The organism is Oceanisphaera psychrotolerans (assembly GCF_001870485.1).
GTDB lineage: Bacteria > Pseudomonadota > Gammaproteobacteria > Enterobacterales > Aeromonadaceae > Oceanimonas > Oceanimonas psychrotolerans.
Genome location: NZ_MDKE01000035.1, coordinates 1 through 26,801 on the forward strand (window position 1 = coordinate 1; position 26,801 = coordinate 26,801).

Genomic DNA, 26,801 nt, shown 5'->3' on the forward strand with positions numbered 1-26,801 from the left:
GTCACCTTCCAGCAGCCGGGCATCGACCCCTCGTTGCTGCCAGGCTTCACAGCGGGCATGGACTGCGCCTATGCCATTCTTGCTAAAGGCCGGCTGAATCCAGCCCTTGTTGCTGGCAGCGCAGTCAATATCATATTGTTTGATAAGGTTGAAGACGTCGGATGGTGCCTGGTCACCGAACTGGACAAACCTGTGACCCAGCTCTCCCGGGTAAAGTCGTTCGATAATATAGGGATCCTGTTTCAGGCCGGCAATGACCTGGCCATTATTCCTGCCCGATGCTCCCCAGCCGGGTTCAGCCGCATCCAGCACCATGCAGGACAGGCCCGCTTCGCTCAGGTGAATGGCTGCAGAAAGCCCGGTAAAGCCGGCGCCAATAATCAATACATCTGCCGTTTCATTGCCGGATATTGACTTTATTGGCGGAGCAGGTATAGCTGTATCCGCCCAAAGGGAGTCGGGCAAACTCAATGATTCACCTAATAGTGATGTGCCGGAATGGATGGTCATTAGGGTAAAGCCTCAGCAGAATCCAAATATATGCCACAGGAATCATGTGGAAACATTATCATTAGATAAAATGATTGAATAAACGGATACAGGCCGTTTTTCAATCAGGTATTTTCTATTCGTTTGGTGATGAATAAAAACGTCCACTATGAGCCCAGTCACTGGCTGCTACTTCGGTAAAAATGACATCAATGGATTCGTAAGGACAGTTTAACGTTTGTTCTGTTAATCGGGTTACTTCAGAGACAAACCGGGCTTTCTGCTCCTGGGTGCGGCCAGGACAAAGTTCAACACGTACGATAGGCATAGATATTTTCCCTTAGGTTAGATAACCGCTGTTATCGGAAATACATGATGCCGGAGGTGATGCCCCGGCACCCTTGTGGTTAGTGACTCGAGCTCAGGATATTCATGTTCTGGTTTTAGGGTACGATTTCAGCTTTTGCTTGGGGAGTTGAAGATCTTATCGTTCAGTTCTCCTTCACTCTTGCCAACCAGCACCGTCACCATCAGGTCTCCGGCAATATTGACGCTGGTTCTCGCCATATCAAGAATTCTGTCTATACCTGCAACGACGGCAATGGCTTCCAAAGGCAGACCAACCTGAGCCATGATGATGGAAAGCATGATCAGTCCGGAGCCCGGCACGGCAGCCGTACCAATTGAGGCCAGGGTCGCGGTAACAACGATGAGCCCGTAGTCCATCAGGCTAAGGTCGACACCAAGTAACTGAGCGATAAAAAGTACCACCACCCCCTGATAAAGCGCGGTGCCATCCATATTAATCGTCGCACCAACCGGTAGAACAAAGTCGGCAACCCCTTCCGACACACCGAGGTTTTTTCTGGCGCAACGAAGCGAAACCGGCAGGGTGGCAGTCGAGGATGCGGTCGAGTAACCGACGACCAGCGCATCAAGGCTGCCTTGCAGGTAGCGTAATGGGCTGAGCTTGCCCAAGACCCGGAGCAAGCCAGCATAGACGATCACGACATGAAGGATGCAGCCCAGATAGGTGACACCAATCAGCTTGACCAGTGGCAGCAGTACCTCAGGACCATATTGGCCCGATACATGGGCGATGAGTCCAAATACCCCAAAGGGGGCAAATGCCATGATGATACCCGTGAGCTTGTACATTCCTTCTGCAAAACTGTCGAAGACACGTACCACCGGCTGGCCTTTTTCACCAATCAAGGAAAGAGAAATACCCAGGCCGACGGCGAACACGATGATTTGCAGCGTTTTTCCGCTGGCAAACGCTTCGATGGGGTTGCGCGGTACAAGACCGACCAGGAGCTCAATCAGGCCCGGTGCTACAGCCGGATTGACCGGGGTATCAAAGCTGAGTTCAAGACCAGCCCCGGGGCGCAGAACCGTGGCCAGTAACAAACCGATAGAAACAGCAAAGGCTGTGGTCAACAGATATAAGCTGACGGTTTTTATACCGATACGGCCCATTTTCTGAGGATCGCGAATGGCGGTAATACCGACCACAAGAGAAGAAAACACCAGCGGCACCATTACCATCATAATCGCATTGATGAATATGTCGCCTAATGGTTTGAACATGCTGGCCTCTTCGCCCAATAGCATGCCAGTCAGCACTCCGGATGCAAGACCGGCAAAGATTTTCTGCCACAGAGGAATTCGTTGCCAAAGGCTACCTGATAAAGCATTTGTGTGATTCACCGCCATATCTCCTTATATATGCGTAATTGATGTGCAACAGGAGGAGTAGAGAACGAACTCGGCAGCTTTTTAGCGGCTGCTCCAGCTTACCTCCGTGTTTCCTTTGCTGCAGGCAGGGGAGGGTAACCTCCCCATTACTTGACGATAACCCAGTTAGAGCTATCAAATCAACAAATGGTATACTATTTGTTGATTTGATATATGCCAGTATCTGTAGTTGTCTGATTTATAAGTGTTTTTATTTTTATCAACTATCCGCAGGATGAGACTGCTCTTGAAGCTTGCTGATTTTCCACCAACAGCTAGCGGTGGATGTGGCTGGATTGGTACATGACGGCCCTCACGTGACCAGCTATACATCAAGGGCAACTACGCTGGCGTATCTTGGTGGCGAGAGACCTTTTCTCGTAGCAGGGGGTTGACTGCGGTCAATGTCAACAGGCGATGCCATGGTAATCCGGGGCAAAGGGGTCTGCCCCACAGATCATCACATGGCATGGCTGAAAGTGCTCTCGCCATATCGCCGTCCCTGGCTTGCCTAGGCTGCTTATTGAACCCTAATCCCTATCGAGAATGGTGTGATGTTCATATCGGTTATTGACAGCTATTCCCTGATAACAGCCGCTACGCCTGTTTGAAATACAGGTGAGCACCGCAGGCGTCGGCAGGGTTGACGCGAATATTTCCATCTTCGAGCGTCTCGAAACGGATTCCGTTCGAAGTCAGAACCTGCCGAGAAACAGTTACATCCCTGACCAGCAAGGTGGCCGATGCCAGGTAGGCCTCGCCACGTTCGGGCTGGGCATCGCCGCGTAGTTCTGCCTCACTGGCGGAAATCAGCTCTACATCAGCCCCTTCGCCGAAATTCAGCCAGATGTGCTTACCATCCCGTTGTACGTTTCCTGCGCCGAGCAAGCGGATATAGGCGGACTCGGCCGCGTCAAAATCACTGACGACGCCAACCAGGCGGCCAAAGGCCTGGACCCCGTTGGGATGATCCAGCCAGCCGGGCTGTCGAAGTGTGTCTGCGGTCAGGTGTTCACACAGGTTGGCATGGGTCAGACCAGGGTAAAGACTGTGATCCAGCATCACGGTTCTGAAATGAAGGTCGAGGGTGCGATCTTCCAGTACCAGCTTGCGGTTGAGATGCTTTGGTGGCTTTATGTCCAGGCCGGAAGCAATACCGGCCTGATAGCTTTCATCGGCAGACCTGGCATTGAACGCGACGCTGTAGAGTCCTTCGCCCTTTTCGAGGAAGGTATCGACGCCGGCGAGAAACTTGCGGGGATCGCCAATGCCCCTGATTTCCAGGTAGTCGTCCGGGAACATGATGCACAGGTTTTCGGTGCCCCATTCCTGATGCTTTCCGCTTGGCGGTACGATAAAACCGAGTTTCTGATATTGGGTGCGGGTTTGCTGCAGATCATGTACCGCGACTACCGGGTGGTCGACTCTTCCTACTTTTGCCGTCATATCATCTCCTCACTTTACTTTGGTTTGTCTGATCCATGAATGGTCGGCTCTCTGTCGTATCTCTTCATTCCGAAATCGCCTGCCTAGAGCAATTGACAGGCAGTCGAGCGAGGGCTGCACTGAAATGGTATAAAGTGGTATTATAGTATACTAATTGTTGTTAAAAGTATATCCCGGTGTGTTCTTGTTGTATCTTCTGGTCTGTCCGCTACATCAAGGCCTCAACCTATACAGGCAGAGTGGCATGGGTAACGTCCGGTGTCTGAGGCAGGCTTGGAGCAGATATGGCAGTTATTTACACCCGTAATTCGGTTTGCAGATCGTGAGGCGTTTAGTGATGGAAAACACAGTAATTGACCTGTCCCAGAGTATTCTCGTTGTCGGTGGTGGGCGCATGGGGGGCGCAATTGTCCATGGTTGGCTGCGGCAAGGCGTGAATCCCGGACAGATACATCTCATTGACCGGAATCCCGAGGCGGTGGCTGGCTTTGTGGAGTCTCTGGGCATTGTCGGGTATACCGGCATTGAAGAGATTCCAGCGGGCTCGATTTTCGATTTTGTACTCCTTGCTACCAAGCCTCAGGTGATTTCCGAGGCTTTACCAGTGTACCGCGCCTTTCTCGGCTCGGATTCCCTGCTGATATCCATTGCTGCCGGCATATCCAGTGACTCGCTCTCCAGGCTTGCGCCGGGAGATCATGGGATCGTCAGGGTCATGCCCAATACACCCGCACTTATCAGTAGAGGTGTTATGGTCGGCTATCCGAATGCGCGTGTTTCGATATCGAAACGTCACGCGTGTGAAGCCTTGTTTATCTCCCTCGGCGAATTCTATTGGGTGGAAAATGAGGAACAAATGCATGGTGTTACAGCAGTGAGTGGTAGTGGGCCGGCATACCTGTTTCATTTTGTTGAAAGCATGATCGCGGCGGCGGAAGAAGTCGGCTTGCCGAAGGCACTGGCAAGAGAGCTGGCAATAGGGACCGTCGTCGGTGCGGCTCGCCTGGTCGAAGCGGGCACCCGGGATGTGTCCGAGCTAAGAAAAGAGGTGACCAGCCCGAAAGGAACGACAGAGGCCGCGTTGAATGTGTTGATGGGTGATCAGGCACTGACCAGATTGTTGTGCTCGGCGATCGATGCCGCCGCGACGCGCAGTCGCGAACTGGCTGTTTGCTGACCCTGAATGTCCAGGCAGGTTAACGGGGTATGACCTGCGGCCCTGGATCCACCCTGTTGCTGGCGTTTTTCCTTCACAGAGTCGGTTTTCTGTCTTGCCCCGATGTGTGGACCAATGAAAAAGGCCGCTCTATGAGCGGCCTTTGCAGCGGAGTGAAGCGAGCTTAGACTCCGATGTAGTCCATGATGCCTTCGGCGGCCTTGCGGCCTTCGGCGATGGCGGTGACCACCAGGTCGGAGCCGCGTACGGCGTCTCCGCCGGCGAAGATCTTGGCATTGGTGGTCTGGAAGGCGAAGTCAGACTGCTCGGGGGCGATGATACGGCCCCACTGATCGGCTTCGATACCGTATTCCTTCAGCCAGGGTTGGTCATGGGGCTGGAAGCCGAACGCCATGATCACCACGTCGGCGGGCAGCACCTGCTCCGAGCCGGAGACCGGCTCCGGACGACGACGACCGTTGGCATCGGGCTCGCCCAGCTGGGTGGTGACCACTTCGACGCCGGTGACCTTGCCGCTGGCATCGGTTTGCACGCCGGTGGGTTGCAGGTTGAACATGAAATTCACCCCTTCTTCCCGGGCGTTCTGCACCTCGCGGCGAGAGCCGGGCATGTTGGCCTCGTCCCGACGATAGGCGCAGACCACATGTTCGGCATTCTGGCGAATGGAGGTGCGCACACAGTCCATGGCGGTATCACCACCACCCAGCACCACCACTTTCTTGCCGGCCATGTCGATGTAGTCGGACGCCTGTTTCTCGAAACCCAGCACCCGGTTGGCGTTGGAGATCAGGAACGGCAGGGCGTCGTAGACACCTTCGGCGTCTTCGTTGGTCAGGCCGCCGCGCAGATACTTGTAAGTTCCCACTGCCAGGAACACCGCATCGTAGTCATCGAGCAGGGTCTGGAAGCCGACGTCCTTGCCCACTTCGGTGTTCAGCCGGAATTCCACACCCATTTCGGTGAAGATTTCCCGGCGACGGCTCATCACCGTTTTCTCCAGTTTGAAGGAGGGAATGCCGAAGGTCAGCAGGCCGCCGATTTCCGGGTAGCGATCAAATACCACCGGGGTCACGCCGTTACGCGCTAGCACGTCGGCACAGGCCAGACCGGCGGGGCCGGCGCCGATGATGGCGACCTTGCGGTCGGTTTTCACCACCTTGGACATGTCTGGGCGCCAGCCCATCTCGAACGCCTTGTCGGTGATGTATTTCTCGATGTTGCCGATGGTGACGGCACCAAACTCGTCGTTGAGGGTACAGGAACCTTCGCACAGTCTGTCCTGTGGGCAAACCCGGCCGCAGACTTCGGGCAGGCTGTTGGTCTGGTGACACAGGTCCGCCGCCTCGAAGATGCGCCCCTCGTTGGCCAGTTTCAGCCAGTTGGGGATGTAGTTGTGTACCGGACACTTCCATTCGCAGTAAGGGTTGCCGCAGTCCAGGCAGCGGTCGGCCTGCATCTGTGCCTGGCTGTCGGAAAAGGGTTCGTAGATCTCCACGAACTCGATTTTACGGGTGCCGATCGCCTTCTTGGGCGGATCGACACGTTGTACGTCTATAAACTGAAATACGTTCTGACTCATCACAATCTTCCTTTACTGCGCATGGACCCGCAGCTCTGCGGTGGAGCGGCTCTGGTGGCCCAACAGGGATTTCACATCACTGGATTTGGGTTTGACCAGCTTGAATTTGGGCAGATACTGGTCGAAATTGGCCAGAATTTCCTGTGCCCGGTTACTGCCGGTTTCCTGCAGATGTTGCGTGATGATACCGCGCAGGTGTTCCTGATGGATCACCAGTTCGTCCAGCCCCAGCAACTCGACCAGTTCGTGGTTGGTCTTGAGTTCGAAGTCATCGTCTTCATCCAGCACATAGGCAAAGCCTCCGGTCATGCCGGCGGCGAAGTTGACGCCGGTGCGTCCCAGTACGGTGACGATACCACTGGTCATGTATTCACAGCCGTTGTCACCCAGCCCTTCCACTACGGCGATGGTGCCCGAGTTGCGCACCGCGAACCGCTCACCGGCACGGCCGGCCACGTACAGGTAGCCACCGGTGGCACCGTACAGGCAGGTGTTACCGACCAGGGTTGCCTCGTGCGAGGAGAAGGCCACGCCGATGTGGGACTTGATCACCAGCTTGCCGCCGGTCATGCCCTTGCCCACATAGTCATTGGCGTCACCGGTCAGGATCATTTCCAGACCGCCCGCGTTCCAGACCCCGAAGCTCTGGCCGGCGGTGCCGTCCAGATGGATGCGGATCGGATCCGCCGCCATGCCCTGGTTGCCGTGACGTCGGGCGATTTCGCCGGACAGACGCGCACCCACCGAACGGTCGGTATTGCGAATGCTGTAATAGAAGTCACCGCCGCTGCTGGTTTCGACCGCGCTCAGGGCATCTTCGGTGATCTTCAGGTTGAGCAGACCCTTGTCGAAGTTGGGGTTGCCTTGCTGACAGAACACGCCCAGACCCGGCTTGGGCTCGGGCTTGGCAATGATGCCGGACAGATCCAGTTTCTGCTGCTTGGCGGTCAGGCCCGGCAGTACTTCCAGCAGATCGGTGCGGCCGATCAGATCGGTCAGCTGGGTCACGCCCAGTTGGGCCATCAGCTCGCGGGTTTCTTCGGCGATGAACCTGAAATAGTTCTCTACCATTTCGGGCAGACCGAGGAAGTGTTCCTTGCGCAGCTTCTCGTCCTGGGTGGCCACGCCGGTGGCGCAGTTGTTCAGGTGACAGATACGCAGGTACTTGCAGCCCAGAGCGACCATGGGGCCGGTACCGAAACCAAAGCTCTCGGCGCCCAGAATGGCGGCCTTGACGATGTCCAGGCCGGTCTTGAGACCGCCGTCCACCTGCAGCCTTACCTTGTGACGCAGGCCGTTGGCCACCAGTGCCTGCTGGGTTTCGGCCAGACCCAGTTCCCAGGGGGAGCCGGCGTACTTGACCGAAGACAGCGGGCTGGCGCCGGTGCCGCCATCGTAACCGGAGACGGTGATCAGATCTGCATAGGCCTTGGCCACGCCAGTGGCGATGGTGCCGACGCCGGGCTCGGACACCAGCTTGACCGACACCAGACAGCTCGGGTTGATCTGCTTGATATCGAAAATCAGCTGGGCCAGATCCTCGATGGAGTAGATATCGTGGTGCGGCGGCGGCGAGATCAAGGTGACGCCCGGTACCGCATAACGCAGCTTGGCGATTTCTGCCGTCACCTTGTGACCGGGCAGCTGGCCACCCTCACCGGGCTTGGCGCCCTGAGCCACCTTGATCTGGATGACCTCGGCGTTCATCAGGTAGTGCGGGGTCACGCCGAAACGACCTGAGGCCACCTGCTTGATCTTGGAGTTTTTCAGGCTGTTGAAACGAAGCGCATCTTCACCGCCTTCGCCGGAGTTGCTCTTGCCGCCGAGGCGGTTCATGGCGATGGCCAGTGCCTCGTGAGCCTCTGGGCCCAGGGCGCCGATGGACATGGCGGCGCTGTCGAAGCGAGGGAACAGCTCCTGCGCGGGCTCGACCTGTTCCAGCGGAATGCTCTGGCCGCCCGGTTTCAGGGCAAGCAGATCACGCAGCATGGCGACCGGGCGTTCGTTGACCAGTTTGGAATAAACCTGATAGTCCTGGTAATTACCGGAGCGGACAGCGGTCTGCAGGCTGGTGACCACATCCGGGTTGTAGCTGTGGTATTCGCCGTCGTGCACATACTTGAGCAGGCCACCCTGGTTGAGGGGCTTGCGGGCAATCCAGGCCACCCGGCTCAGGTTGAACAGGTCCTGCTGGAAGTCCTCGAAAGAGGCACCCTGCACCCGGCTGGATACGCCCTTGAAGCACAGATCGATCACGTCCTGATGCAGACCGATGGCTTCGAACAACTGAGAACAGCGGTAAGAGGCGATGGTGCTGATGCCCATCTTGGACATGACCTTGTACAGGCCCTTGTTGATGCTGTTGCGGAAGTTGAGCAGCGCCTCGCGCAGGGGCATCTTGAGCACGCCGTCTTCTACCATGCGGCCCAGCGTTTCATAGGCCAGGTAGGGATAGATAGCGGTCACACCGAAGCCGAGCAGGACGGCAAACTGGTGCGGGTCGCGGGTGCTGGCGGTTTCGACAATAATGTTGGAGTCGCAGCGCAGATCGTTTTCGACCAGGGTGCGCTGGATGGCACCGGCGGCCATGGCGGCCGGGATCGGCAACTTGTCCTTGCTGATGTGACGATCGGTCAGCACCAGCAGCACGGTATCGGTCTCTACCGCCGTCTTGGCCTCTGCACACAGGCGCTCTATGGCGGCCTGCAGGCCTTCTTCCGGCGAAAAATTCAGATCCAGTACGGTATTCTTGTGGTGGGTCTGCTCCAGACTCATCAGCTGATGAAAGTCGGAGTACAGCAGAATCGGTGATTCAAACTGAACCCGGTGGGCGTGACCATGGGTCTCGTTGAAGACGTTCTGCTCGCGGCCGATCAGGGTGGCCAGCGACATGACGTGATTTTCCCGCAGCGGATCGATGGGCGGGTTGGTCACCTGGGCGAACATCTGACGGAAGTAGTCATACACGGAGCGAGACTTGCTGGACAGCACCGCCATGGGAGCATCGTCACCCATGGAGCCGACGGCTTCCTGGCCATTTTCGCCCATTACCCGGATCACCTGATCCAGCTCTTCCATCGAGTAGCCGAACAGCTTCTGATAGGTGCGCAGGGAGTTGACGTCCAGTTCGCACTGGCCGGCCTGATCGTCTGGCAGGTCTTCGAAGCGGGTCAGACGGCGCTTGTGCTTGGTCATCCACTCCTTGTAGGGGTGGCGACACTTGAGATCGTCATCGATTTCAAAGCTGGTCCAGATCTTGCCGTTGGCGGTGTCGACCACGAACAGCTCGCCCGGTCCGACCCGGCCTTTTTCGAGTACTTCGTCCGGGGTGTAGTCCCAGATACCGATTTCGGAAGCCAGGGTGATAAAGCCGTCCTTGGTGCGCACGAAGCGTGCCGGACGCAGACCGTTACGGTCCAGGGCACAGGCCGCGAAGCGGCCATCGGACATCACGATACCGGCGGGGCCATCCCAGGGCTCCATGTGCATGGAGTTGAAGTCATAGAAGGCACGCAGATCCTCATCCATCGCCGGGTTCTTCTGCCAGGCGGGCGGGATCAGCATGCGCATGGCACGGAACAGGTCCATACCACCGGCCAGGAACAGCTCCAGCATGTTGTCGAGGCTGGAGGAGTCGGAACCGTCGGTGTTGACGTAGGGGGCGGCGTCTTTCAGATCCGGCAGCAGCGGCGAACCGAATTTGTAGGCGCGGGCCTGGGCCCAGCGGCGGTTACCGCCGATGGTGTTGATTTCACCGTTGTGAGCCAGGAAGCGGAACGGCTGTGCCAGTGGCCAGCGCGGCTGAGTATTGGTCGAGAAGCGCTGGTGGAATACGCAGATGGCCGACTGCATGCGGATGTCTGCCAGATCCAGATAGAATCGCGGCAGATCGGCGGGCATGCACAGGCCCTTGTAGGTCATCACCAGGTTGGACAGGCTGACCACATAGAAGAACTCGTCACTGATGCGCTTTTCGATACGACGGCGCACTATATAAAGGCGGCGTTCAATATCTTTGGCGACCCAGCCGGTGGGGGCATTGATGAATACCTGCTCGATGCGAGGCAGTGAGGCCTTGGCGATATCGCCCAGTACCTGGGTATTCACCGGCACATCGCGCCAGCCGACCAGACTCAGGGTTTCTTTTTCCAGTTCTTCGTTGACTATCTGACGGCACTGTTCGGCCAGTACCGGGTCCGGATTCAGGAACATCATGCCGACGGCATACTTGCGACCCAGGTTCCATCCCTTGTCTTCCGCCACGGCGCGGAAGAAACTGTCGGGTTTTTGCATTAACAGACCGCAACCGTCGCCGGTCTTGCCGTCGGCGGCGATGCCGCCGCGATGTTGCATGCGATCCAACGCCGAAATTGCGAGTCGGACAAGCTTGTGGCTGGCTTCACCTTCTACATGGGCGATCAGGCCGAAACCACAGTTATCTTTCTCAAGCGTGGGGTCATAAAGAGACATTGCATTCCTCCATTGCTCAAGCCATTAGGCCGAGCGACTACTTTTGTCAGCACGACATGCTCTGAAGCGTCCATTGCCATTGGTGGCTAATTTACCAAAATATAGAGATTTTTTTGTGAGGTCAATTAAAGCAGTAACGCTATAAATCGTTGTTTGTTATAGGGTGAAGTAGGATATCCCAATGGAAAACCCAGTTGTTTGGTTATAAATCTCTCCATCTTTTTGTTTGTCAGTTTGTTATGCTGTTTATTTTATTGTGACGAGATAATATAAAGTTAAATGTTTTATGTTGTTTTTTTACTACATTATGGTAATGAATTTTGATGTGGATCCCGTTTTTTTTTCTGTCTTCAAAACAGGCAGAACGGCAGTTTTTGAGAAATGCCTTTAGTATTATTGGATTATAAATTCATTCTTTTCGCATAATATTTCATTCCTGGGGCGCATTTCAATGAAAAACGTCCTGCTTGGCATAAAGTTACTTGCGAATTGATCGGTTTCGCATGCGTCTGTTTAAAGCGGGTAGCGTCATCCCATCATCGGCATGACAGCCCGCGACTAAGCCGGTATCCTGCTTTTATGCTGTTGTGGACAGGAATAATCGATGAAACCCATAAAAACATGGGCCCAATACTATGTAGATCTGATGACCAAGCTGGGCATAGTGCGTTTCAGCATGCTGCTGGCGGCTTGTATCATTTTGCTGGCTATCTTCATTCAGGTGGGAGTGACGCTGTTTCTGAGGGGGGCGGTTGAGTCCATCGATCTGCTGAGATCCATTTTCTTCGGGTTGTTGGTCACGCCTTGGGCGGTCTATTTTCTTTCCGTGGTGGTGGACCAGCAGGAAAACTCCCGGCAACGACTCAGCCGGCTGGTGCAGCGGCTGCAACAGATGCGGGAGCGGGATCTGGAGCTCAACAACGAGTTGCAGGAAAAAATACAGCTGCTCAATCGTCAGATAGAGGAAACCCACAGGGCCGAGACGGCTCGTCAGCAGGCCATCGAAGATCTGGAAGCGGAAGTCTACCAGCGGGAAAAGGCACAGATGGAATCTCAGGAGCGTTCCGCCCTGCTGCGTTCCTTTATCGATACCTCGCCGGATCTGGTGTACTACCGCAACGAGCTGGAAGAGTTCTCCGGCTGTAACAGAGCCATGGAAAATCTGCTTGGCCGCGAGGAAAAAGAGCTGATTGGCCTGACCCCCTTCGATGTGTATCCGGAAGATGTGGCCGAGAAGGTGGTGGAAACCGACCGGGAAGTGTTTGCCCGCAACGAAAGCCAGACTTACGAGCAATGGCTGCAGTATCCGGATGGCCGGCGGGCCTGCTTCGAGCTGCGCAAGGTGCCGTTTTTTGATCGCAACGGCAAGCGCCTGGGGCTGCTGGGCTTTGGGCGGGACATTACCGAGCGCAAGCGTTATCAGGAGGAGCTGGAAAAAGCCAGCCGCGACAAGACGACCTTCATTTCCACCATCAGCCATGAGCTGCGCACGCCGCTGAATGGCATCGTCGGCCTGAGTCGTATTCTGCTGGCCACCAAGCTGGATCAGGAACAGCGACAGCACCTCAGAACCATCCACTTCAGTGCCGTGACCCTGGGCAATATCTTCAACGATATCATCGATCTGGACAAGGTCGATCGCAGTCGACTGGAGCTGGCTCCGGAGCCGATGGATCTGCCCGGGTTTCTGGATGATCTGGAAAGTCTGGCCCGGCTGCAGGCCGAACAGAAGGGGCTCTATCTGCATTTCGACCGGGATGGAGACATCCCCGACTGGATACTGGCCGATGGCACCCGGCTGCGGCAGGTGTTGTGGAACCTGGTGGGCAACGCCGTCAAATTTACCGATGACGGTGGCGTCACCATTCGCTGCATGGCCGACGAGCTGACCCCGGGCGAAATTACCCTGCGCTTCGATATCGAAGATACCGGCATCGGCATACCGCCCGAGCTGCAGCAGAAGATATTCGCGCTCTACTTCCAGATCGAGGGTAACAAGCACGCCACCGGTACCGGCATCGGTCTGGCGGTGTCTCAGCAACTGGTGGATGCCATGCACGGCACCATAGAGCTGGACAGCGAGCCCGGAGAAGGCTCCTGTTTCAGCATGACCATACGGGTACCCAGAGCTCAGGCACCGGTGGACGATCCCGTGGTGGCGCACCTGCCCCCGCTGTCGGTGCTGCTGGTCGAAGATGTGGAGCTCAATGTCACCGTGGCTTGTGCCCTGCTGGAAAAGCTGGGTCACAAGGTGACCGTGGCCCGGGATGGGGGCGAAGCCTTCGCCTGGCTGGCGCAGCAGAGCTTCGACCTGGTGTTCCTCGATATCCAGCTGCCGGACATGACCGGCTTCGATATCGCGGCCCGGCTACGGGAAGAGGCCCGGGAGAAGCAGCAGACGCTGCCTCCGCTGGTGGCATTGACCGCCAATGTGATCAGCGACAAGCAGCGCTATCTGGCCAAGGGCATGGATGATGCCATCAGCAAGCCGCTGTCTTCCAAGGCCATCAAGGGCGTGCTGGCGCGGTTCTTTGCCCATCGGCCTGCGCTGCAGGAACGGAAAGAACGGGTCGAGCCCGTTATCGATACCGGGACCAGCACCGAGACCGTCACCGATATCGATGAACAGCAGCTGCTGGATACGGTGTTCCTGACCGACTATGTGGATACGGTGGGGGCGGCCATTCTGCTGTCCAGCGTCGATCTGCTGGACAGCATGGCCGGTGACTACCTGAGCAAACTCAATGACTTTGTGTCAGCCAGGGATCAGGACGGCATCGTCGATGAAGCCCACAAAATCAAGGGAGCGGCCGGCTCGGTCGGACTGAAGCGGGTACAGCAGCTGGCGCAGCAGATCCAGAGTCCGGAGCTGCCCGAGTGGTGGCAACAGCTGGAGGGCTGGGTGAGTGAGTTGAATCAGTGCCTGCCCGGCGATCTGGCGACACTGCGCCGGTGGCTGGAGCGGCGGCTATGAGCGACTATCAGGCGCTGATCCTGGGGGAGCGATGGCTGCCCCGGCCCGAGTCCGAGGCGGAACCGGACACACCGCTGGCCGCGATAGAGGCGGATCGCTGCCGCATCGTGCAATGTTCGCCGGTACGACGGCTGCAGCAAAAAACCCAGGTGTTTCCGCTCGACGTCAAGGCCTCGGTGCGCAGTCGGCTGACCCATTCGCTGGAGGTAAAGGAAACCGGCCGCCAGCTGGCGTTGAGGGTGTTGCCCGGTCTCGGGGATGAGGTCGACAAGGAGGCCTTCGTCAGCCTGGTGGAGATGGCCTGTTTGCTGCACGATGTCGGCAATCCGCCGTTCGGCCATTTTGGCGAGGTGGTGATGATCGACTGGCTCGGCACCCGGCTGCCATCGCTGTTCCGGAAGGCGGTTGGCAAGGGTTCCCGCCAGTGGCCGATGCTGATGGCAGACCTGCAGCAATTCGAAGGTAACGCCCAGAGCCTGCGGCTGCTGCACAGCCTGCAGGATCTTAACCTGACCTTGAGTCAGCTGGCGGCGCTGCAGAAGTATGTGCGCGGGGCCTATCAGCGCAGGACGGATGGGCGCTGGCAGCAGAAGCCGGGGCATTTTTTCAGCGAGCGTCCTCTGGTACAGCAGATCCGGGCGCGTTTTCCCATTACCACCCGCGGCCGTTATCCACTGACCTTTCTGATGGAGGCGGCCGACGATATGGCCTACGGGGTGGCGGATCTGGAAGATGCCGTCGACCGGGGCGTGTTGAGCCTGGCGGAGCTGGAGCTGGCTCTGCTGGGCGAAGCCAATGAATATCTTCAGACCCGCTGGCAGCAGTCAAGGGTGTCCGAGCCCGGCTTTTTCAGCCGTTTTCGCCAGAGCATCAATGAAGACTTGCTCACCCTGGTCGGCGAACAGTATCTGCTTCATCATGCGGCCATTCTGGATGGCAGTCATGATGCGGCCCTGCTGGCGGTGGAACAGGCACCGGCCCAGGCCCTGCAGTGGCTGAAAGCCTTTGCCCATCGGCGGGTATTCAACCGTCGTGAAGTGGAGGCGCTGGAGCTGTCGGGGTTTGCCGCACTCAAAGGCGTACTGGAAGCCTTTGCCCCCCTGCTGGCGCTGTCGGAGCAGGAATTCACCAGCCTCGAAAGCCGGCAGGATGCCAATGGACTGGTCTTGCGGCGGCTCTATCATCGTTTGCCACCGCGCCATCTGGCCGCTTACCGGCGCGACAGTCGCAGCGCCGCGTTCTTCGAGAATGCACAGGAGCGGGAGTGGTACTTCCGGGTTCGGCTGCTGCTGGATTTTGTCAGTGGCATGACGGACACTTATGTTCTGGAAGAGTATCGCCTGTTGTGTGGTTATCAGGGTTGAGATCCCGCTGCAAGCCAGGGTCTTTGTTCTTGCTTCCTTTCGCGACAAGCAAGCAGCGCCTTGGCAAGGCTTATCTGGAGCCATTTGCACATGCGTTACATCACATTGCTGATTTCGCTCTGTTTCAGTGCCTTGTTGCACGCCTCGGGTCCCCTGATGGTGATGCACGAGGTGTTGCCCGGTGAAAGCTGGCGTTCACTGGCGGCGCGTTTTCAGCTGACCGAACACGAGTTGCGACTGAAATTCAATCAAGAACGTTTCATGACACCGCTGGTGGCCGGCGACTGGATCTGGGTGCCGGACCATCCCCCTTTATCCTCCTCGTTCATCGCCGACAACACCGCGCCCCGGCCGGCTATCCGTCCTGCGGCGGAGCTCCCCCGGACCAGTCTGCCGGGAGCGATCCGGGTTTCCGGTGAATTACCTCGGCTGGGTCCTCCCGATCCGGCGCTGGCACCCAAAACCGACCGGGTACTGTTGACCATTGCCTCCGCGGCCAGGGCGGCGGCCACCGACCAGCTGGATCAATTTGTGGAGCAGCAGGGCAGCTCCCTGGCCGATGACACCCTGTTGTTTGGGTCGCAGCAGTTAAGCGAGCTGCCCTGGCTTAACCCCGAGCAGTGGAACTGGGATTATCAGCTGCCACTGTTCGATAAGGAGCCCGAACTCAGCAGTCGCATGGCGTTGCCGGTCACGTCTTTCTGGCAGGGTGAGCTGGGCGTGGATTACCGGGACGAGCGTTGGACCTATCAGGCCGGGCTGCATTTCGAACAGCCGTTGACCGAGGCGATCAGCGGCCATGCCGAACCGGTACTGGATTATCAGGCTTCCTGGGATCATCGCCGTGGGGGGCTACTGCTGTTTTTGAATCACAGTGACTGGACCCTGGGGGCCGGGCAATACCGGTCCCTGTCCGGCTGGCAACCGCAAGCAGGCAGGCGGGAACGTCCGGCGTCCGGACGGATCTGGTTCGGCGAGGGTCGGCTGGGGGCTGTACCGGGTCTGAGCGTCTCGGGGCGCTATTACCAGTGGCAGGGGCGGCAGCTCAGCCTGTATGGCAGCGGGGATAAATACAAGGCGGCCTTGTCCCGCCAGTGGTCGCTCAATTACTCGCCCTGGCGGATTTTTCGCGTGCAGAGTTCGCTGTTGAGTAACAGCAAGGATAAATTCGAGTCCAGATTCCGGCTGGGGGTGGACCTGCCGCTGGGGATGGCGCCGGGCCAGTGGTGGAAAAGTCTGATGGAAAAGCCACGCTATGACCGATATCACCCGCTGCAACATCACAAGGTGATGGTACTGGAACACCGGTAATGAAATCGTGAGGGGTAAGGAGTGAGGAGTAAACCCCATGCCTGAAGGTTCGGCGTTGGGCACCTCACACCTCCGTGTTTTAAAGCCGGGTGAATTCGTCGTTGGCGAAGCTGGTTCTGGTTTCCTTCTGCAGCAGCGTCAGCAGCAGGATGGCGCGGGTTTCGCCGTCGGCCTCCTGATAAATGGCCTCCAGCCCGGCGAAGGGGCCTTCTGCGATGCGGACCTTGTCACCACAACGGGGCATATCACTGAGTCGCTCCCTGAGCTCGTCGCTGTCGCAGTGGCACATCAGATCATAGACCAGCTCGGCGGGCACCTCGCAGGGGCCGCAGCCAAAGCGCACCAGGTTGCGCACGCCACGGGTGGAGCCGATGGTGACGGAGCTGGTTTTGGTGAGGTCGGCACGCACGAAGATATAGCCGGGAAACAAGGCCTCGGTTCTGGTCACCAGTTTGCGACGATAGAGTTTTTTGACCTCGGCATAGGGATAGAACGCCTCGATATCCTGATTGTTCAGGTTCTGCAGCGCTCGCTCTTCTTCCCGTGGCCGGCAATGGGCCAGATACCACTTTTGCATATAAACATCCTGGCTCACGATGGGTATCCATCATTATGACAGCCGCAACAAAAAAGGCCACGGCAAGCCGTGACCTTGAACAGGTAGTGAACAGGTTTTACCAGCCTTTGACCACGCCGCCCTTGAACAGGTCCAGGGCAGCCTGATAGACCTCCTCGCTCTGATAGGCCTTGACGAAGGTCTGGATCCGCTCGTCGTCCTGGTTGTCTTTGCGGGCGACAATCAGATTCACGTAAGGAGATTCCTTGTCTTCCACGAACAGGCTGTCCCGGCCGGGCAGCAGATCGATTTGCGAGGCGTAGGTGGTGTTGATCACCGCAAAGGCCACGTCATCCAGCGAGCGGGGCAGCTGCGGCGCTTCCAGTTCGATGATTTGCAGTTCTTTCGGGTTGGCGGTGATGTTCAGGGTGGTGGCCTCCAGGCCAACCGCATCATCGACCTCGATCAGGCCCTGTTGTTCCAGCAGCAGCAGGGTGCGGCCCAGGTTGGTCGGGTCGTTCGGCACCGCGACCTTGGCACCGTTTTCCAGCTCATCCAGTGATTTGATCACCTTGGAGTAGGCGGCGATGGGATAGACAAAGGTATTGCCTACCGGCACCAGCTCGTAACCACGATCGGCAATCTGCTTGTCGAGATAGGGCAGGTGCTGGAAGGCATTGATATCCAGGCTGCCATCGTTCAGGGCCACGTTGGGCGTTACGTAGTCGCTGAATGACACCAGCTCTACATCCAGGTTGTATTGTGCTTTGGCCACCTTGACGGCCACTTCTGCCACCTGCTCTTCGGCACCGGCAATCACGCCCAGACGCAGCGGCTTGGCGGCCACTTCTTCGGCGGTGTCCTTGGCTTGTTCACCACAGCCGGCCAGCGCCAGCGCAGAGGTCAGTACACCCAGGGTCGCAAAAGCTTTAAAACCTAATTTCATCAGGTAACTCCTTTTTAAATCAACGATGATCCACATAAGTCACCAGACGTTCGCCGGCGCTTTGGATAATTTGTACCAGTACTACCAGCATCACCACGGTGATCAGCATGATTTGAGGGTCGAAGCGCTGATAACCGTAACGAATTCCCACATCGCCCAGGCCGCCGCCCCCGATGGCACCGGCCATGGCGGAATAGTTCACCAGCGTCACCAGGGTGATGATAATGCCATTGAGCATGCCGGGCAGGGCCTCGGGCAGCAATACCTTCATCACGATTTGCAGACGGCGGGCGCCCATGGCCTGAGCCGCTTCCACCAGTCCCGCCGGGATCTCCATCAGGGCGCCTTCCATCAACCGCGCCACGAAGGGGATGGCGGCCACGGTCAGGGGCACCACGGCGGCCACGGTGCCGATACTGGTGCCGACCACCATCCGGGTGAAGGGAATAATGGCCACCAGCAGGATGATAAAGGGAATGGAGCGGCCGATATTGACCACGGTGCCCAGTACCTTGTTGAAGGATTTGCTCTCCCAGATCTGACCGGGCTTGCTGACGTGCAGCGCTATCCCCAGCGGAATACCCAGGCACAGGCGATGGCGCCCGAGCCGAAGGTCATGATCAGGGTTTCCCACAGGGCGGATAACAGCAGATTAATCATGGCGTCGGACATAACCGAGTAACTCCACCTGAATTTTATGGTTCTGAAGATAAGTCTGTGCGGCCTGAGTCTGTTCCGGTTTTCCGTCCAGCTCGGCCAGCATGAAGCCGAATTTGACCCCGCCCGCATATTCGATATCGGCGCTGAGAATGGTCACGTCGACCCCGAGCTCCCGGCTTAGAATGGAAATCAGCGGGGTGTCCACGGTTTCGCCGGTAAAGCCGAGCCGTACCAGTGGCAGGGCGCCGGTTTCCGGCTCGGCCGACAATCGCTGCTGATATTCCTCCGGAATGTCCAGGTTAATGGTGGAGGAAATGAAGCGGCGCGCCAGTTCGGTTTTGGCGTTGGCGAAGAACCAGGCGACATCGCCCTGTTCTATCAACTCGCCGTTATTGATAATGGCGACCCGGTCACAGATACTCTTGACCACATGCATCTCGTGGGTGATCAGCAGTATGGTCAGGCCCAGAGTGCGATTGATGTCTTTCAGCAGGCTGAGGATGGACTGGGTGGTTTGCGGATCCAGCGCCGAGGTGGCCTCGTCACACAACAGTACCTTGGGGTTGGGCGCCAGGGCGCGGGCGATGGCCACTCGTTGTTTCTGACCGCCGGAGAGTTCTTTCGGGTAGGCATTGGCACGATGAGCCAGCCCCACCAGCTCCAGCAGTTCGTTCACGCGCTGTTTGATGGCGGCCTTGTCCATGCCTGCCAGCTCCAGCGGCAGGGCGATATTGGCGAACACGGTACGAGAAGCCAGCAGATTGAAATGCTGGAAAATCATGCCGATATTTCGACGGGCGCGGGGCAGCTCACCGTTGCTGAGCTGGGTCAGGTCCTGACCGTCGACGAAGACGCCACCTTCGGTGGGGCGCTCCAGCATGTTGACGCAACGGATCAGGGTGCTTTTGCCGGCACCGGATTCACCGATGACGCCCATGATCTGGCCGGCGGCAACCTCCAGATCGATATTCTTGACGGCGTGGACGGCGGTGTCGCCTTCACCGTAGCGTTTACTGATATTGGTTAGCTTGATCATCGGAGGATGAGCCTTTCCGGTATGGTTATTCACTGCAATAACTGATGAGTGTAGAGACAAGTCATGCAAGCGTGACTAATAGCAGCGGATGCTAGGCCGTCTGGACGTCCAAGTCAATGTAAATTTCCCCTGTGAGCATCGATAGCGGGGTCGGTATCTTTCTTGCTTACTCGCCGGTTCATGAGATAGGGTGAAGACAAGACTCGGCCGGGCCGTGTTCAGGGAACGAACTTAAGGGAAAACCATGGGTCAGTATTTTCTGCGTCGGTTATTGCTGCTGTTACCCACCTTTCTGGGCATCACCCTGGTGGTATTTGCCATCACCCGATTCGTGCCGGGCGGGCCGGTGGAGCGCATGCTGATGGAAAGCCAGCTGCAAAGCAGCGAATTCAGTCAGAGCACCCGGGGCAGTCAGGTGCTGTCGGCCGAGCAGATTGACGAGCTGAAAGCCTTCTATGGTCTCGATAAACCGGTGTTTGAAGCCTATCGCGACTGGCTGGGCAAACTGGTTCGGCTGGATCTGGGCGAGTCGACCCGTTATTACCTGCCGGTGTGGGAGCTGATCAAGGAACGGCTGCCGATCTCTGCCTTCTTTGGCATCTGTACCTTCCTGCTCAGCTACCTGGTGTCCATTCCCCTGGGCATCCTCAAGGCGCTGAAACACAACAGTCGCTTCGACAGCATCAGTTCCATGCTGATTTATGCCGGCTATGCCCTGCCGGCCTATGTGGTGGGCATTTTCCTGCTTACGGTATTCTCCTTTCAGCTTGGCTGGTTTCCGATGGGCGGCTTCGTCGGCGACGACTTCTACTACCTGGAGGGGTTCTGGGCCAAGACCTTCAACCTGTTTCACCATGCCCTGTTACCGCTTATCGCCTATGCCATCGGCGACTTTGCAGTCTTGACCATGACCATGAAAAACAGCCTGATGGAAAACCTGTCGGCGGATTATGTGCGCACCGCCGTGGCCAAGGGGCTGCCGTTCCGGAAGGCGGTAACCGGCCATGCGCTGCGCAACAGCCTGATCCCCATTGCCAGCCATTTCGGCAACGTGATTTCGGTATTTTTTGCCGGCTCCTTTCTGATTGAAGTGATCTTCAATATCGACGGTCTGGGGCTGCTCGGCTACGAGGCGGTGGTGGAGCGGGATTATCCGGTGGTGATGGGAATACTGGCGGTGACGTCGCTGATGATGCTGGTGGGCAATATACTGTCGGATATCTGTGTGGCGATGGTGGATCCCAGGGTGCGTTTCGATGGCTAGGTTTTTCTCCGATATTACCCACAAGAAGCTGCGTCGCTTTCGCAGCATTCGCCGCGGCTATTATGCCTTCTGCCTGTTCATGCTGATGGTGCTGCTGGCCCTGACGGCCGAACTGTGGGCCAGCAACCGGGCACTGCTGGTCAAGTATGAGGGCCAGCTCTATTTTCCCACCTATGGTGCCGAGATCACCGGCGATACCTTCGGGCTCGGCTATCAGTATGAAACCAACTACCGGGAACTGAAGTCGGTGCTGGCCACACAGGCCGGCAACTGGGTATTGTTGCCACCGGTGCCCTGGAGTCCCTACGAGCAGGACTACAGCAGTGGCAGCTTTCCACCCAATGCACCCAGTCTGGAGCAAGGACACTACCTCGGAACCGACAGTTCGGGCCGGGATATTCTGGCCCGGCTGGTATACGGTTTTCGTACCGCCGTGGGGTTTGCCTTCATTGCGCTGACCGCCAGTTATGCCATCGGGGTCCTGCTGGGATGCCTGATGGGCTTCGTCGGTGGCCGGTTCGATCTGTTGTTTCAGCGTTTTATCGAGATCTGGTCCCAGGTGCCGTTTCTGTATGTGATCATGATACTGGTGTCCCTGACCCAGCCGAATTTTATGTTGTTCGTGGGCATCAACGTGCTCTTCGGCTGGATGGGCATCACCTGGTACATGCGTACCCTGACCTACAGGGAGAAGGTGCGGGATTACGTGCTGGCGGCCCGGGCGCAGGGGGCCGGGCTGTGGCGCATTATCGTGCATCATATTCTGCCCAATACCCTGGTGATGATAGTGACGCTGGCGCCCTTTACCGTGGTGGCCAACATATCGTTGCTGACGGCGCTGGATTACCTCGGTTTCGGTTTGCCGCCACCGACGCCCAGCTGGGGTGAGCTGTTGCGCCAGGGCGTCAATCATCTGGATGCACCCTGGATTGTGGCCTCGGTGGTGACGGCGGTGTCGCTGGTGTTGATCACCGTGTCTTTTATCGGCGAGGCGATTCGTGAAGCTTTCGACCCCAAACATTTCTCTCGTTATGAATAGGCAGGGAATGCGATGAAAAAACTGATAATGATACTGAGTGCCTGGCTGCTGGCCGTGGGTGTGAGCGCCGCCGAGTTGCCGGCCGATCTGGAATGGCTGACCAATAACGAGGATCCGATATTCGCCTCACCCGAAGCCAAGCGGGGCGGGATTTTCAACAGCAGCCTGCAGAGCTTTCCGCTGACCTTCCGCACCGTGGGGCCGGACTCCAACACCGCGTTTCGCTCCTTTATTCTGGAAAACCAGCTCGGTCTCTATGCCTTGCATCCCGAGACCGAGCGGCCGATACCGGCGCTGGCGACTCACTGGGCCTTCGGTGATGACCACAAAACCATGTATTTCAAACTCAATCCGGCGGCGCGCTGGTCCGATGGCAAACCGGTTACCGCCGACGATTTTCTGTTCGCACTGGAGATGATGCGTTCCGAGGTGATCCGGGCGCCCTGGTACAACAACTATTACACCGAGGAAATCGTCGATATCACCCGATACGACGATCACACCATTTCGGTCACCGCCGGCAGCCCCAAGAGCCGGCGCGAGCTGTTGAACACGGTGGGATTGACTCCCCAGCCCAGGCATTTCTATGAACTGACCGATGACTGGGTGCGGCGCTACAACTGGGCGCTGGCTCCGGTGACCGGGGCCTATGTGATCGGCGAGGTAAAACGGGGCCGCTCCATCACCTTTACCCGGTTGGATGACTGGTGGGGCAATGACCTTACTTATTACCGGCACCGGTTCAACGTGGACGAAATCCGGCTGAATGTGGTGCGCGATCTGAATATCGCCTATCGGCATTTTCTGCGCGGCGACATCGATACCTTCGGGCTGATCCTGCCGGAGTGGTGGCACGACAAGACCGATAGCCCCGAGTATCTCAAGGGGCTGATCAACCGCATCTGGTTTTATAACGATATTCCGCACGGGGCTCAGGGCTTTCACCTCAACACCGCCCATCCGAGATTGCAGGATGTGCGGGTGCGTCAGGGTATCGCTCATGCCATCAATATGCAGCGCATGCTCGATACCATATTGCGCGGCGACTATGAACGGATGAACACCTTCGGCACCGGCTACGGCGATTTCATCGATACCGACATTCGTGCCCGGGCGTTTGATATCGAGCAGGCGCGGGCGCTGTTTGCCGAGGCTGGATATGACCGGCAGGGGCCCGGCGGCATACTGCGCAATGCCGCCGGCGACAGCCTCAGCCTGGCGGTGACCTATACCACCCAGGAGCATACTTCACGGCTGGCGATTTTGCGGGAAGAAGCCCGCAAGGCGGGGCTGGATCTGCAGCTGAATCTGGTGGACGGCGCCACCGGCTTCAAGGTGATGCTGGAGAAAAAGCACGAGGCGGCCTGGCTGGGCTGGGGCGGCAGCGGCCTCTATCCCCAGTATTGGGAGTTTTTCCACTCGGTGAATGCGGACAAGCCCCAGACCAACAACCTGTTCAACATCAGCGACGCACAGCTGGATACCTTGATAGAGCAATACCGGGTGACCATGGATCTGGAGGCCAAGGCCGACATTTCCCGCCAGATCCAGCGCCGGGTACACGAACTGGCCATTTTCATCCCCGGTTACCAGGTGCCCTATACCCGCGAAGCCTACTGGCGCTACGTTCGTCTGCCCGAAACCAGGGGCACTCGGCACTCCCCCTCGCTGTTCTGGCCGATGGAAGGGGCGCCTCACAGCACCGGCGGCCTGTTCTGGATCGACGAGGAGTTGAAAGCCGAACTCAAGGCCGGCACACCGAGCTTTGAGCCGGTGCTTGAGGTGGTGGAAACCTGGCGACAGAAGGAGCTCTGATGGAGCCGCTGCTGAAAGTCGAGAATCTGGCCGTCAGTTTTACCACCGAGGCCGGTTGTTTTCGGGTGGTGGATGATGTGAGTTTTTCGGTGGCACCGGGTCAGACTCTGGGACTGGTCGGGGAGTCCGGTTGCGGCAAGAGCGTCACGGCGCTGAGTCTGCTGGGGCTGTTGCCCAGACCGGCAGGGCAGGTAGCCGGTGGTCGGGCACTGTTTCAGGGCCAGGATCTGCTTACCCTGACGGCGCAGCAGCGCTATCGGGTGCGTGGCAACAAGATAGCGATGATCTTTCAGGAGCCGATGACGGCGCTGAATCCGGTACACAGCATTGGTCGCCAGCTGATGGAAGTCTATCGACTGCACCGGCCCGAGCTCGGCAAGCGAGAGCAAAAACAGGCCGCAGCACAGATGCTGCGCCAGGTGGGCATACCGGAAGCAGAGGCGAGGCTGAAAGCCTATCCGCACCAGCTGTCCGGTGGTATGCGTCAGCGGGTGATGATTGCCATGGCCCTGGCCTGCGAGCCGGATTTGCTGATTTGCGACGAGCCAACCACGGCGCTGGATGTGACCATTCAGGCGCAGATTCTTCATCTTATTCGCGAATTGCAGCAGCGCACCGGCATGGCGGTGATCTTCATTACCCACGATCTGGGAGTGGTTGCCCAGGTGTGTGATCAGGTACTGGTGATGTATGCGGGCCGCAGTGCCGAGCAGGCCGATGTGTTCACCTTGTTCGAGCGGCCGGTGCATCCTTATACCAAGGGGTTGCTGTCGGCGATTCCCCGCCTGAGTCAGCCCGGCAAGACGGTATTGCCGACTATCAGGGGCCAGGTGCCATCGCTGGAAGAGCAGCAGGCCGGCTGTCGTTTTGCCAACCGCTGTCCCTATATGACCGAACGCTGTCAGCAGCAGCCGGCAGTCGAGCTGGCCGGTGATGAACATCATGTCTGGTGTCATCACTGGCGGGAGTTACGTTGATGAGCGAGTTGCCAAAAACAGCCATGAGTCCACCACAAACTGCAGCCATGAACCCGGTGTTGAAGGTGGAGCAGTTGCAACAGCATTTTACGCTGGGCGGTGGTCTGCTGCGGCGGGGCAGAATCCTGCAGGCAGTCGACGGGGTCAGCTTTGAACTGGAAGCGGGCAAAACGCTGGGCCTGGTGGGGGAGTCCGGCTGTGGTAAATCAACGCTCGCCCGCACCCTGCTTAAACTGCATGAGCCAAGCGGCGGGCGCATCGTGTTTGAGGGGCAGGATATCACCGATTACTCCCGTACCCGGATGCGCCCCCTGCGACAACAGATGCAGATGGTATTTCAGGACCCGCAGGAGTCACTGAATGCGCGCCATACCGTCGGCACTATTTTGCAGGAACCCTTTGTCATTCACGGTGTGGGCACGGCGACGGAACGCAGACAATGGGCGGCCGAGCTGTTGACGCGAGTCGGCTTGTCGGCATCGGCGCTGGATCGTTATCCTCATGAATTTTCCGGGGGCCAGCGACAGCGCATCGGTATTGCCCGGGCCATGGCGCTCAAGCCACGGCTGCTGGTCTGCGATGAAGCGGTGTCGGCGCTGGATGTCTCGGTGCAGTCACAGATACTGAACCTGCTGCTGTCGCTGCAGCAGGAATATCGACTGGCGATGTTGTTTATCGCCCATGACCTGTCGGTGGTGAAGCATATCTCGGATCATATTGCGGTCATGTATCTGGGCCGCATCGTGGAGCTGGCGCCGGCAGAGGAGTTATACCGCCGCCCGTTGCACCCCTACACCCGGGCTCTGCTTACGGCGATTCCCGAACCGGATCCTCGCAACCGCAAGGTGCCGATGATGCTGCATGGTGAACCGCCTTCCGCCGCCAATCCTCCTTCTGGTTGTCATTTTCGGACCCGTTGCCCCTATGTGGGCGATATCTGTGTGACAGAGGCTCCGCCGCTGACCGGGGAGAAGCATCGGGTCGCTTGTCATTTTCAGCAGGAAATCGCCGCTGGGCAACGGTCGCCTCAATCGCATCAGGGCTGTGATATTATTCCCATCGTAACTGCGCCTTAACCATGGCGTCTTAAACCATGGGGCCTTAAACGATAGGGAACGACGAGTGACTACAGCGGCAATTTTTCTCGACCGAGATGGTGTTATCAACCAGGACACCGGTTATGTGTCCAAAAGAGATGATTTTATTTTTATCGATGGTGTGATTGACGCCATGAAACTGTTGAAGCAAAAAGGCTATCAGCTGGTGGTGGTCACCAACCAGTCGGGCATTGCCCGTGGTCTGTTCAGCGAAGACGACTTCATTCGCCTGACCGAGTGGATGGACTGGTCCCTGGCGGACAGGGGTGTGGATCTCGATGGTATCTATTTTTGCCCTCATCATCCTACGGCCGGCAATGGCTCCGATACCAAAGAATGCGACTGTCGCAAGCCGGCTCCGGGTATGTTCTTGGAAGCCGCCAAGGAGTTGAACATCAATCTTGCCGACTCCTACATGGTCGGTGACAAGGTGTCGGACATGAAAGCCGCCGAGGCGGCGGGCGTCGGACACAAGATTCTGGTGCGCACCGGAAAGGAAATTACCGCCGAAGGGGAAGCCATGGCCGAAGCGGTCTATCCGTCACTGGTCGAATTCGCACAGAATATCGCCGAACTGGCGTAATGTTCTGCGTCATGTGTGATTAGTGTTCAGTTGACAGGTTTTTATCAAAAAAGCCCTTGCGCAAAATCGGGCGGTCCCTATAATGCGCATTCACTGACACGGGGCAACACGCCAACGGTCACAAGGGTTCGAAACGAACGAAACAAAGTTTGCTTCAACGCTTGACGAACAAAACGGAATGCGTAGAATACGCATCCCTGACCTGAAACAAGGTCAACGCTCTTTAACAATATATCAAGCAAACTGTGTGGGCACTCGCAGGTAGTTGAGAAACAAAAAAA

General features: G+C 57.5%; 19 protein-coding genes and 1 pseudogene. 10 read left to right on the forward strand and 10 right to left on the reverse strand.

Annotated features, from left to right (window positions below):
* From BFR47_RS12740 to BFR47_RS12750, 4 genes are all read right to left on the reverse strand, one after another.
* A partial coding sequence (locus BFR47_RS12740; protein ID WP_139215183.1) for an NAD(P)/FAD-dependent oxidoreductase occupies positions 1-510 on the reverse strand: 510 nt, incomplete at its 3' end.
* Positions 511-625: 115 nt separating this feature from the next.
* On the reverse strand, positions 626-817 hold the full coding sequence (locus BFR47_RS17565; protein ID WP_083399132.1) for a 4-oxalocrotonate tautomerase: 192 nt from the start codon (positions 815-817) through the stop codon (positions 626-628).
* Positions 818-945: 128 nt separating this feature from the next.
* On the reverse strand, positions 946-2,199 hold the full coding sequence (locus BFR47_RS12745) for a dicarboxylate/amino acid:cation symporter (protein ID WP_245748923.1): 1,254 nt from the start codon (positions 2,197-2,199) through the stop codon (positions 946-948).
* Between the two features lie 624 nt (positions 2,200-2,823).
* Positions 2,824-3,672 carry a VOC family protein gene (locus tag BFR47_RS12750; RefSeq protein WP_071473427.1) on the reverse strand — a complete coding sequence of 283 codons (849 nt, stop codon included), beginning with the start codon at positions 3,670-3,672 and terminating at the stop codon, positions 2,824-2,826.
* 337 nt (positions 3,673-4,009) lie between these two features.
* Here BFR47_RS12750 and proC point away from each other — a divergent pair, with 337 nt between their 5' ends.
* A complete protein-coding gene (proC, locus tag BFR47_RS12755) occupies positions 4,010-4,849 on the forward strand; it encodes a pyrroline-5-carboxylate reductase (protein WP_071473428.1) in 840 nt (279 codons plus the stop codon).
* Between the two features lie 163 nt (positions 4,850-5,012).
* On the opposite strand, the gene BFR47_RS12760 is transcribed toward proC, so the two are convergent.
* Both BFR47_RS12760 and gltB read right to left on the reverse strand, forming a co-directional pair.
* Entirely contained in the window at positions 5,013-6,428 is a 1,416-nt protein-coding gene (locus BFR47_RS12760) for an FAD-dependent oxidoreductase (RefSeq protein WP_071473429.1), read from the reverse strand.
* 12 nt (positions 6,429-6,440) lie between these two features.
* Positions 6,441-10,898 carry a glutamate synthase large subunit gene (gene gltB, locus BFR47_RS12765; RefSeq protein WP_071473430.1) on the reverse strand — a complete coding sequence of 1,486 codons (4,458 nt, stop codon included), beginning with the start codon at positions 10,896-10,898 and terminating at the stop codon, positions 6,441-6,443.
* A gap of 604 nt (positions 10,899-11,502) precedes the next feature.
* On the opposite strand from gltB, the gene arcB reads away from it, so the two are divergent.
* The 3 genes from arcB (at position 11,503) to BFR47_RS12780 (ending at position 16,547) form a co-directional block, all read left to right on the forward strand.
* Complete coding sequence (gene arcB, locus BFR47_RS12770) at positions 11,503-13,872, forward strand: aerobic respiration two-component sensor histidine kinase ArcB (RefSeq protein WP_071473431.1); 2,370 nt, start codon at positions 11,503-11,505, stop codon at positions 13,870-13,872.
* Complete coding sequence (gene dgt / locus BFR47_RS12775) at positions 13,869-15,236, forward strand: dGTPase (protein ID WP_083399133.1); 1,368 nt, start codon at positions 13,869-13,871, stop codon at positions 15,234-15,236. Before arcB ends, dgt begins: the two co-directional genes overlap by 4 nt.
* Positions 15,237-15,326: 90 nt before the next feature.
* The gene (locus tag BFR47_RS12780; RefSeq protein WP_071473432.1) at positions 15,327-16,547 is read left to right on the forward strand and encodes an inverse autotransporter beta domain-containing protein; all 1,221 of its coding nucleotides are present in this window, start codon (positions 15,327-15,329) and stop codon (positions 16,545-16,547) included.
* Positions 16,548-16,626: 79 nt separating this feature from the next.
* Here the strand turns inward: BFR47_RS12780 and rfaH are convergent, their stop codons facing one another.
* The 4 genes and pseudogenes from rfaH to metN all read right to left on the reverse strand — a co-directional run bounded on the left by rfaH (position 16,627) and on the right by metN (position 19,745).
* Positions 16,627-17,124 (reverse strand): transcription/translation regulatory transformer protein RfaH, encoded by a 498-nt coding sequence (rfaH, locus tag BFR47_RS12785; RefSeq protein WP_071473433.1) that lies wholly within the window; start codon positions 17,122-17,124, stop codon positions 16,627-16,629.
* A 97-nt stretch (positions 17,125-17,221) separates the two neighbouring features.
* Positions 17,222-18,049: a methionine ABC transporter substrate-binding lipoprotein MetQ gene (metQ, locus tag BFR47_RS12790; RefSeq protein ID WP_071473434.1), complete on the reverse strand. Its 828-nt coding sequence runs from the start codon at positions 18,047-18,049 to the stop codon at positions 17,222-17,224.
* Positions 18,050-18,068: 19 nt separating this feature from the next.
* Positions 18,069-18,721, reverse strand: a pseudogene (locus BFR47_RS12795) (methionine ABC transporter permease).
* Positions 18,702-19,745: a methionine ABC transporter ATP-binding protein MetN gene (metN, locus tag BFR47_RS12800; protein ID WP_071473435.1), complete on the reverse strand. Its 1,044-nt coding sequence runs from the start codon at positions 19,743-19,745 to the stop codon at positions 18,702-18,704. Before metN ends, BFR47_RS12795 begins: the two are co-directional and overlap by 20 nt.
* Positions 19,746-19,989: 244 nt before the next feature.
* On the opposite strand from metN, the gene BFR47_RS12805 reads away from it, so the two are divergent.
* From BFR47_RS12805 to gmhB, 6 genes are read left to right on the forward strand one after another with little or no spacing between them, the layout of a single operon-like run.
* Positions 19,990-21,009: an ABC transporter permease subunit gene (locus BFR47_RS12805; RefSeq protein ID WP_071473436.1), complete on the forward strand. Its 1,020-nt coding sequence runs from the start codon at positions 19,990-19,992 to the stop codon at positions 21,007-21,009.
* Positions 21,002-22,048, forward strand: coding sequence for an ABC transporter permease (locus BFR47_RS12810; RefSeq protein WP_071473437.1), 1,047 nt, complete (start codon positions 21,002-21,004; stop codon positions 22,046-22,048). The genes BFR47_RS12805 and BFR47_RS12810 overlap by 8 nt, the downstream gene beginning before the upstream one ends.
* Before the next feature lie 12 nt (positions 22,049-22,060).
* Complete coding sequence (locus BFR47_RS12815) at positions 22,061-23,863, forward strand: extracellular solute-binding protein (protein WP_071473438.1); 1,803 nt, start codon at positions 22,061-22,063, stop codon at positions 23,861-23,863.
* Positions 23,863-24,840: an ABC transporter ATP-binding protein gene (locus BFR47_RS12820; protein WP_071473439.1), complete on the forward strand. Its 978-nt coding sequence runs from the start codon at positions 23,863-23,865 to the stop codon at positions 24,838-24,840. Before BFR47_RS12815 ends, BFR47_RS12820 begins: the two co-directional genes overlap by 1 nt.
* A gap of 47 nt (positions 24,841-24,887) precedes the next feature.
* Positions 24,888-25,916 (forward strand): ABC transporter ATP-binding protein, encoded by a 1,029-nt coding sequence (locus BFR47_RS12825; protein WP_071473440.1) that lies wholly within the window; start codon positions 24,888-24,890, stop codon positions 25,914-25,916.
* A 46-nt stretch (positions 25,917-25,962) separates the two neighbouring features.
* On the forward strand, positions 25,963-26,520 hold the full coding sequence (gene gmhB, locus BFR47_RS12830; protein WP_071473441.1) for a D-glycero-beta-D-manno-heptose 1,7-bisphosphate 7-phosphatase: 558 nt from the start codon (positions 25,963-25,965) through the stop codon (positions 26,518-26,520).
* The last annotated feature ends 281 nt before the right edge of the window (positions 26,521-26,801 follow it).

Excerpts from the sequence above, each read along its gene's own strand:
- BFR47_RS12820 (WP_071473439.1), top strand. The coding sequence starts at position 23,863 with ATGGAGCCGCTGCTGAAAGTCGAGAATCTGGCCGTCAGTTTTACCACC.
- metN (WP_071473435.1), bottom strand. The coding sequence starts at position 19,745 with ATGATCAAGCTAACCAATATCAGTAAACGCTACGGTGAAGGCGACACC.
- BFR47_RS12750 (WP_071473427.1), bottom strand. The coding sequence starts at position 3,672 with ATGACGGCAAAAGTAGGAAGAGTCGACCACCCGGTAGTCGCGGTACAT.
- BFR47_RS12815 (WP_071473438.1), top strand. The coding sequence starts at position 22,061 with ATGAAAAAACTGATAATGATACTGAGTGCCTGGCTGCTGGCCGTGGGT.
- BFR47_RS12810 (WP_071473437.1), top strand. The coding sequence starts at position 21,002 with ATGGCTAGGTTTTTCTCCGATATTACCCACAAGAAGCTGCGTCGCTTT.
- BFR47_RS12780 (WP_071473432.1), top strand. The coding sequence starts at position 15,327 with ATGCGTTACATCACATTGCTGATTTCGCTCTGTTTCAGTGCCTTGTTG.
- BFR47_RS12825 (WP_071473440.1), top strand. The coding sequence starts at position 24,888 with ATGAACCCGGTGTTGAAGGTGGAGCAGTTGCAACAGCATTTTACGCTG.
- BFR47_RS12760 (WP_071473429.1), bottom strand. The coding sequence starts at position 6,428 with ATGAGTCAGAACGTATTTCAGTTTATAGACGTACAACGTGTCGATCCG.
- metQ (WP_071473434.1), bottom strand. The coding sequence starts at position 18,049 with ATGAAATTAGGTTTTAAAGCTTTTGCGACCCTGGGTGTACTGACCTCT.
- BFR47_RS17565 (WP_083399132.1), bottom strand. The coding sequence starts at position 817 with ATGCCTATCGTACGTGTTGAACTTTGTCCTGGCCGCACCCAGGAGCAG.
- arcB (WP_071473431.1), top strand. The coding sequence starts at position 11,503 with ATGAAACCCATAAAAACATGGGCCCAATACTATGTAGATCTGATGACC.
- dgt (WP_083399133.1), top strand. The coding sequence starts at position 13,869 with ATGAGCGACTATCAGGCGCTGATCCTGGGGGAGCGATGGCTGCCCCGG.
- proC (WP_071473428.1), top strand. The coding sequence starts at position 4,010 with ATGGAAAACACAGTAATTGACCTGTCCCAGAGTATTCTCGTTGTCGGT.
- rfaH (WP_071473433.1), bottom strand. The coding sequence starts at position 17,124 with ATGCAAAAGTGGTATCTGGCCCATTGCCGGCCACGGGAAGAAGAGCGA.
- BFR47_RS12805 (WP_071473436.1), top strand. The coding sequence starts at position 19,990 with ATGGGTCAGTATTTTCTGCGTCGGTTATTGCTGCTGTTACCCACCTTT.
- gltB (WP_071473430.1), bottom strand. The coding sequence starts at position 10,898 with ATGTCTCTTTATGACCCCACGCTTGAGAAAGATAACTGTGGTTTCGGC.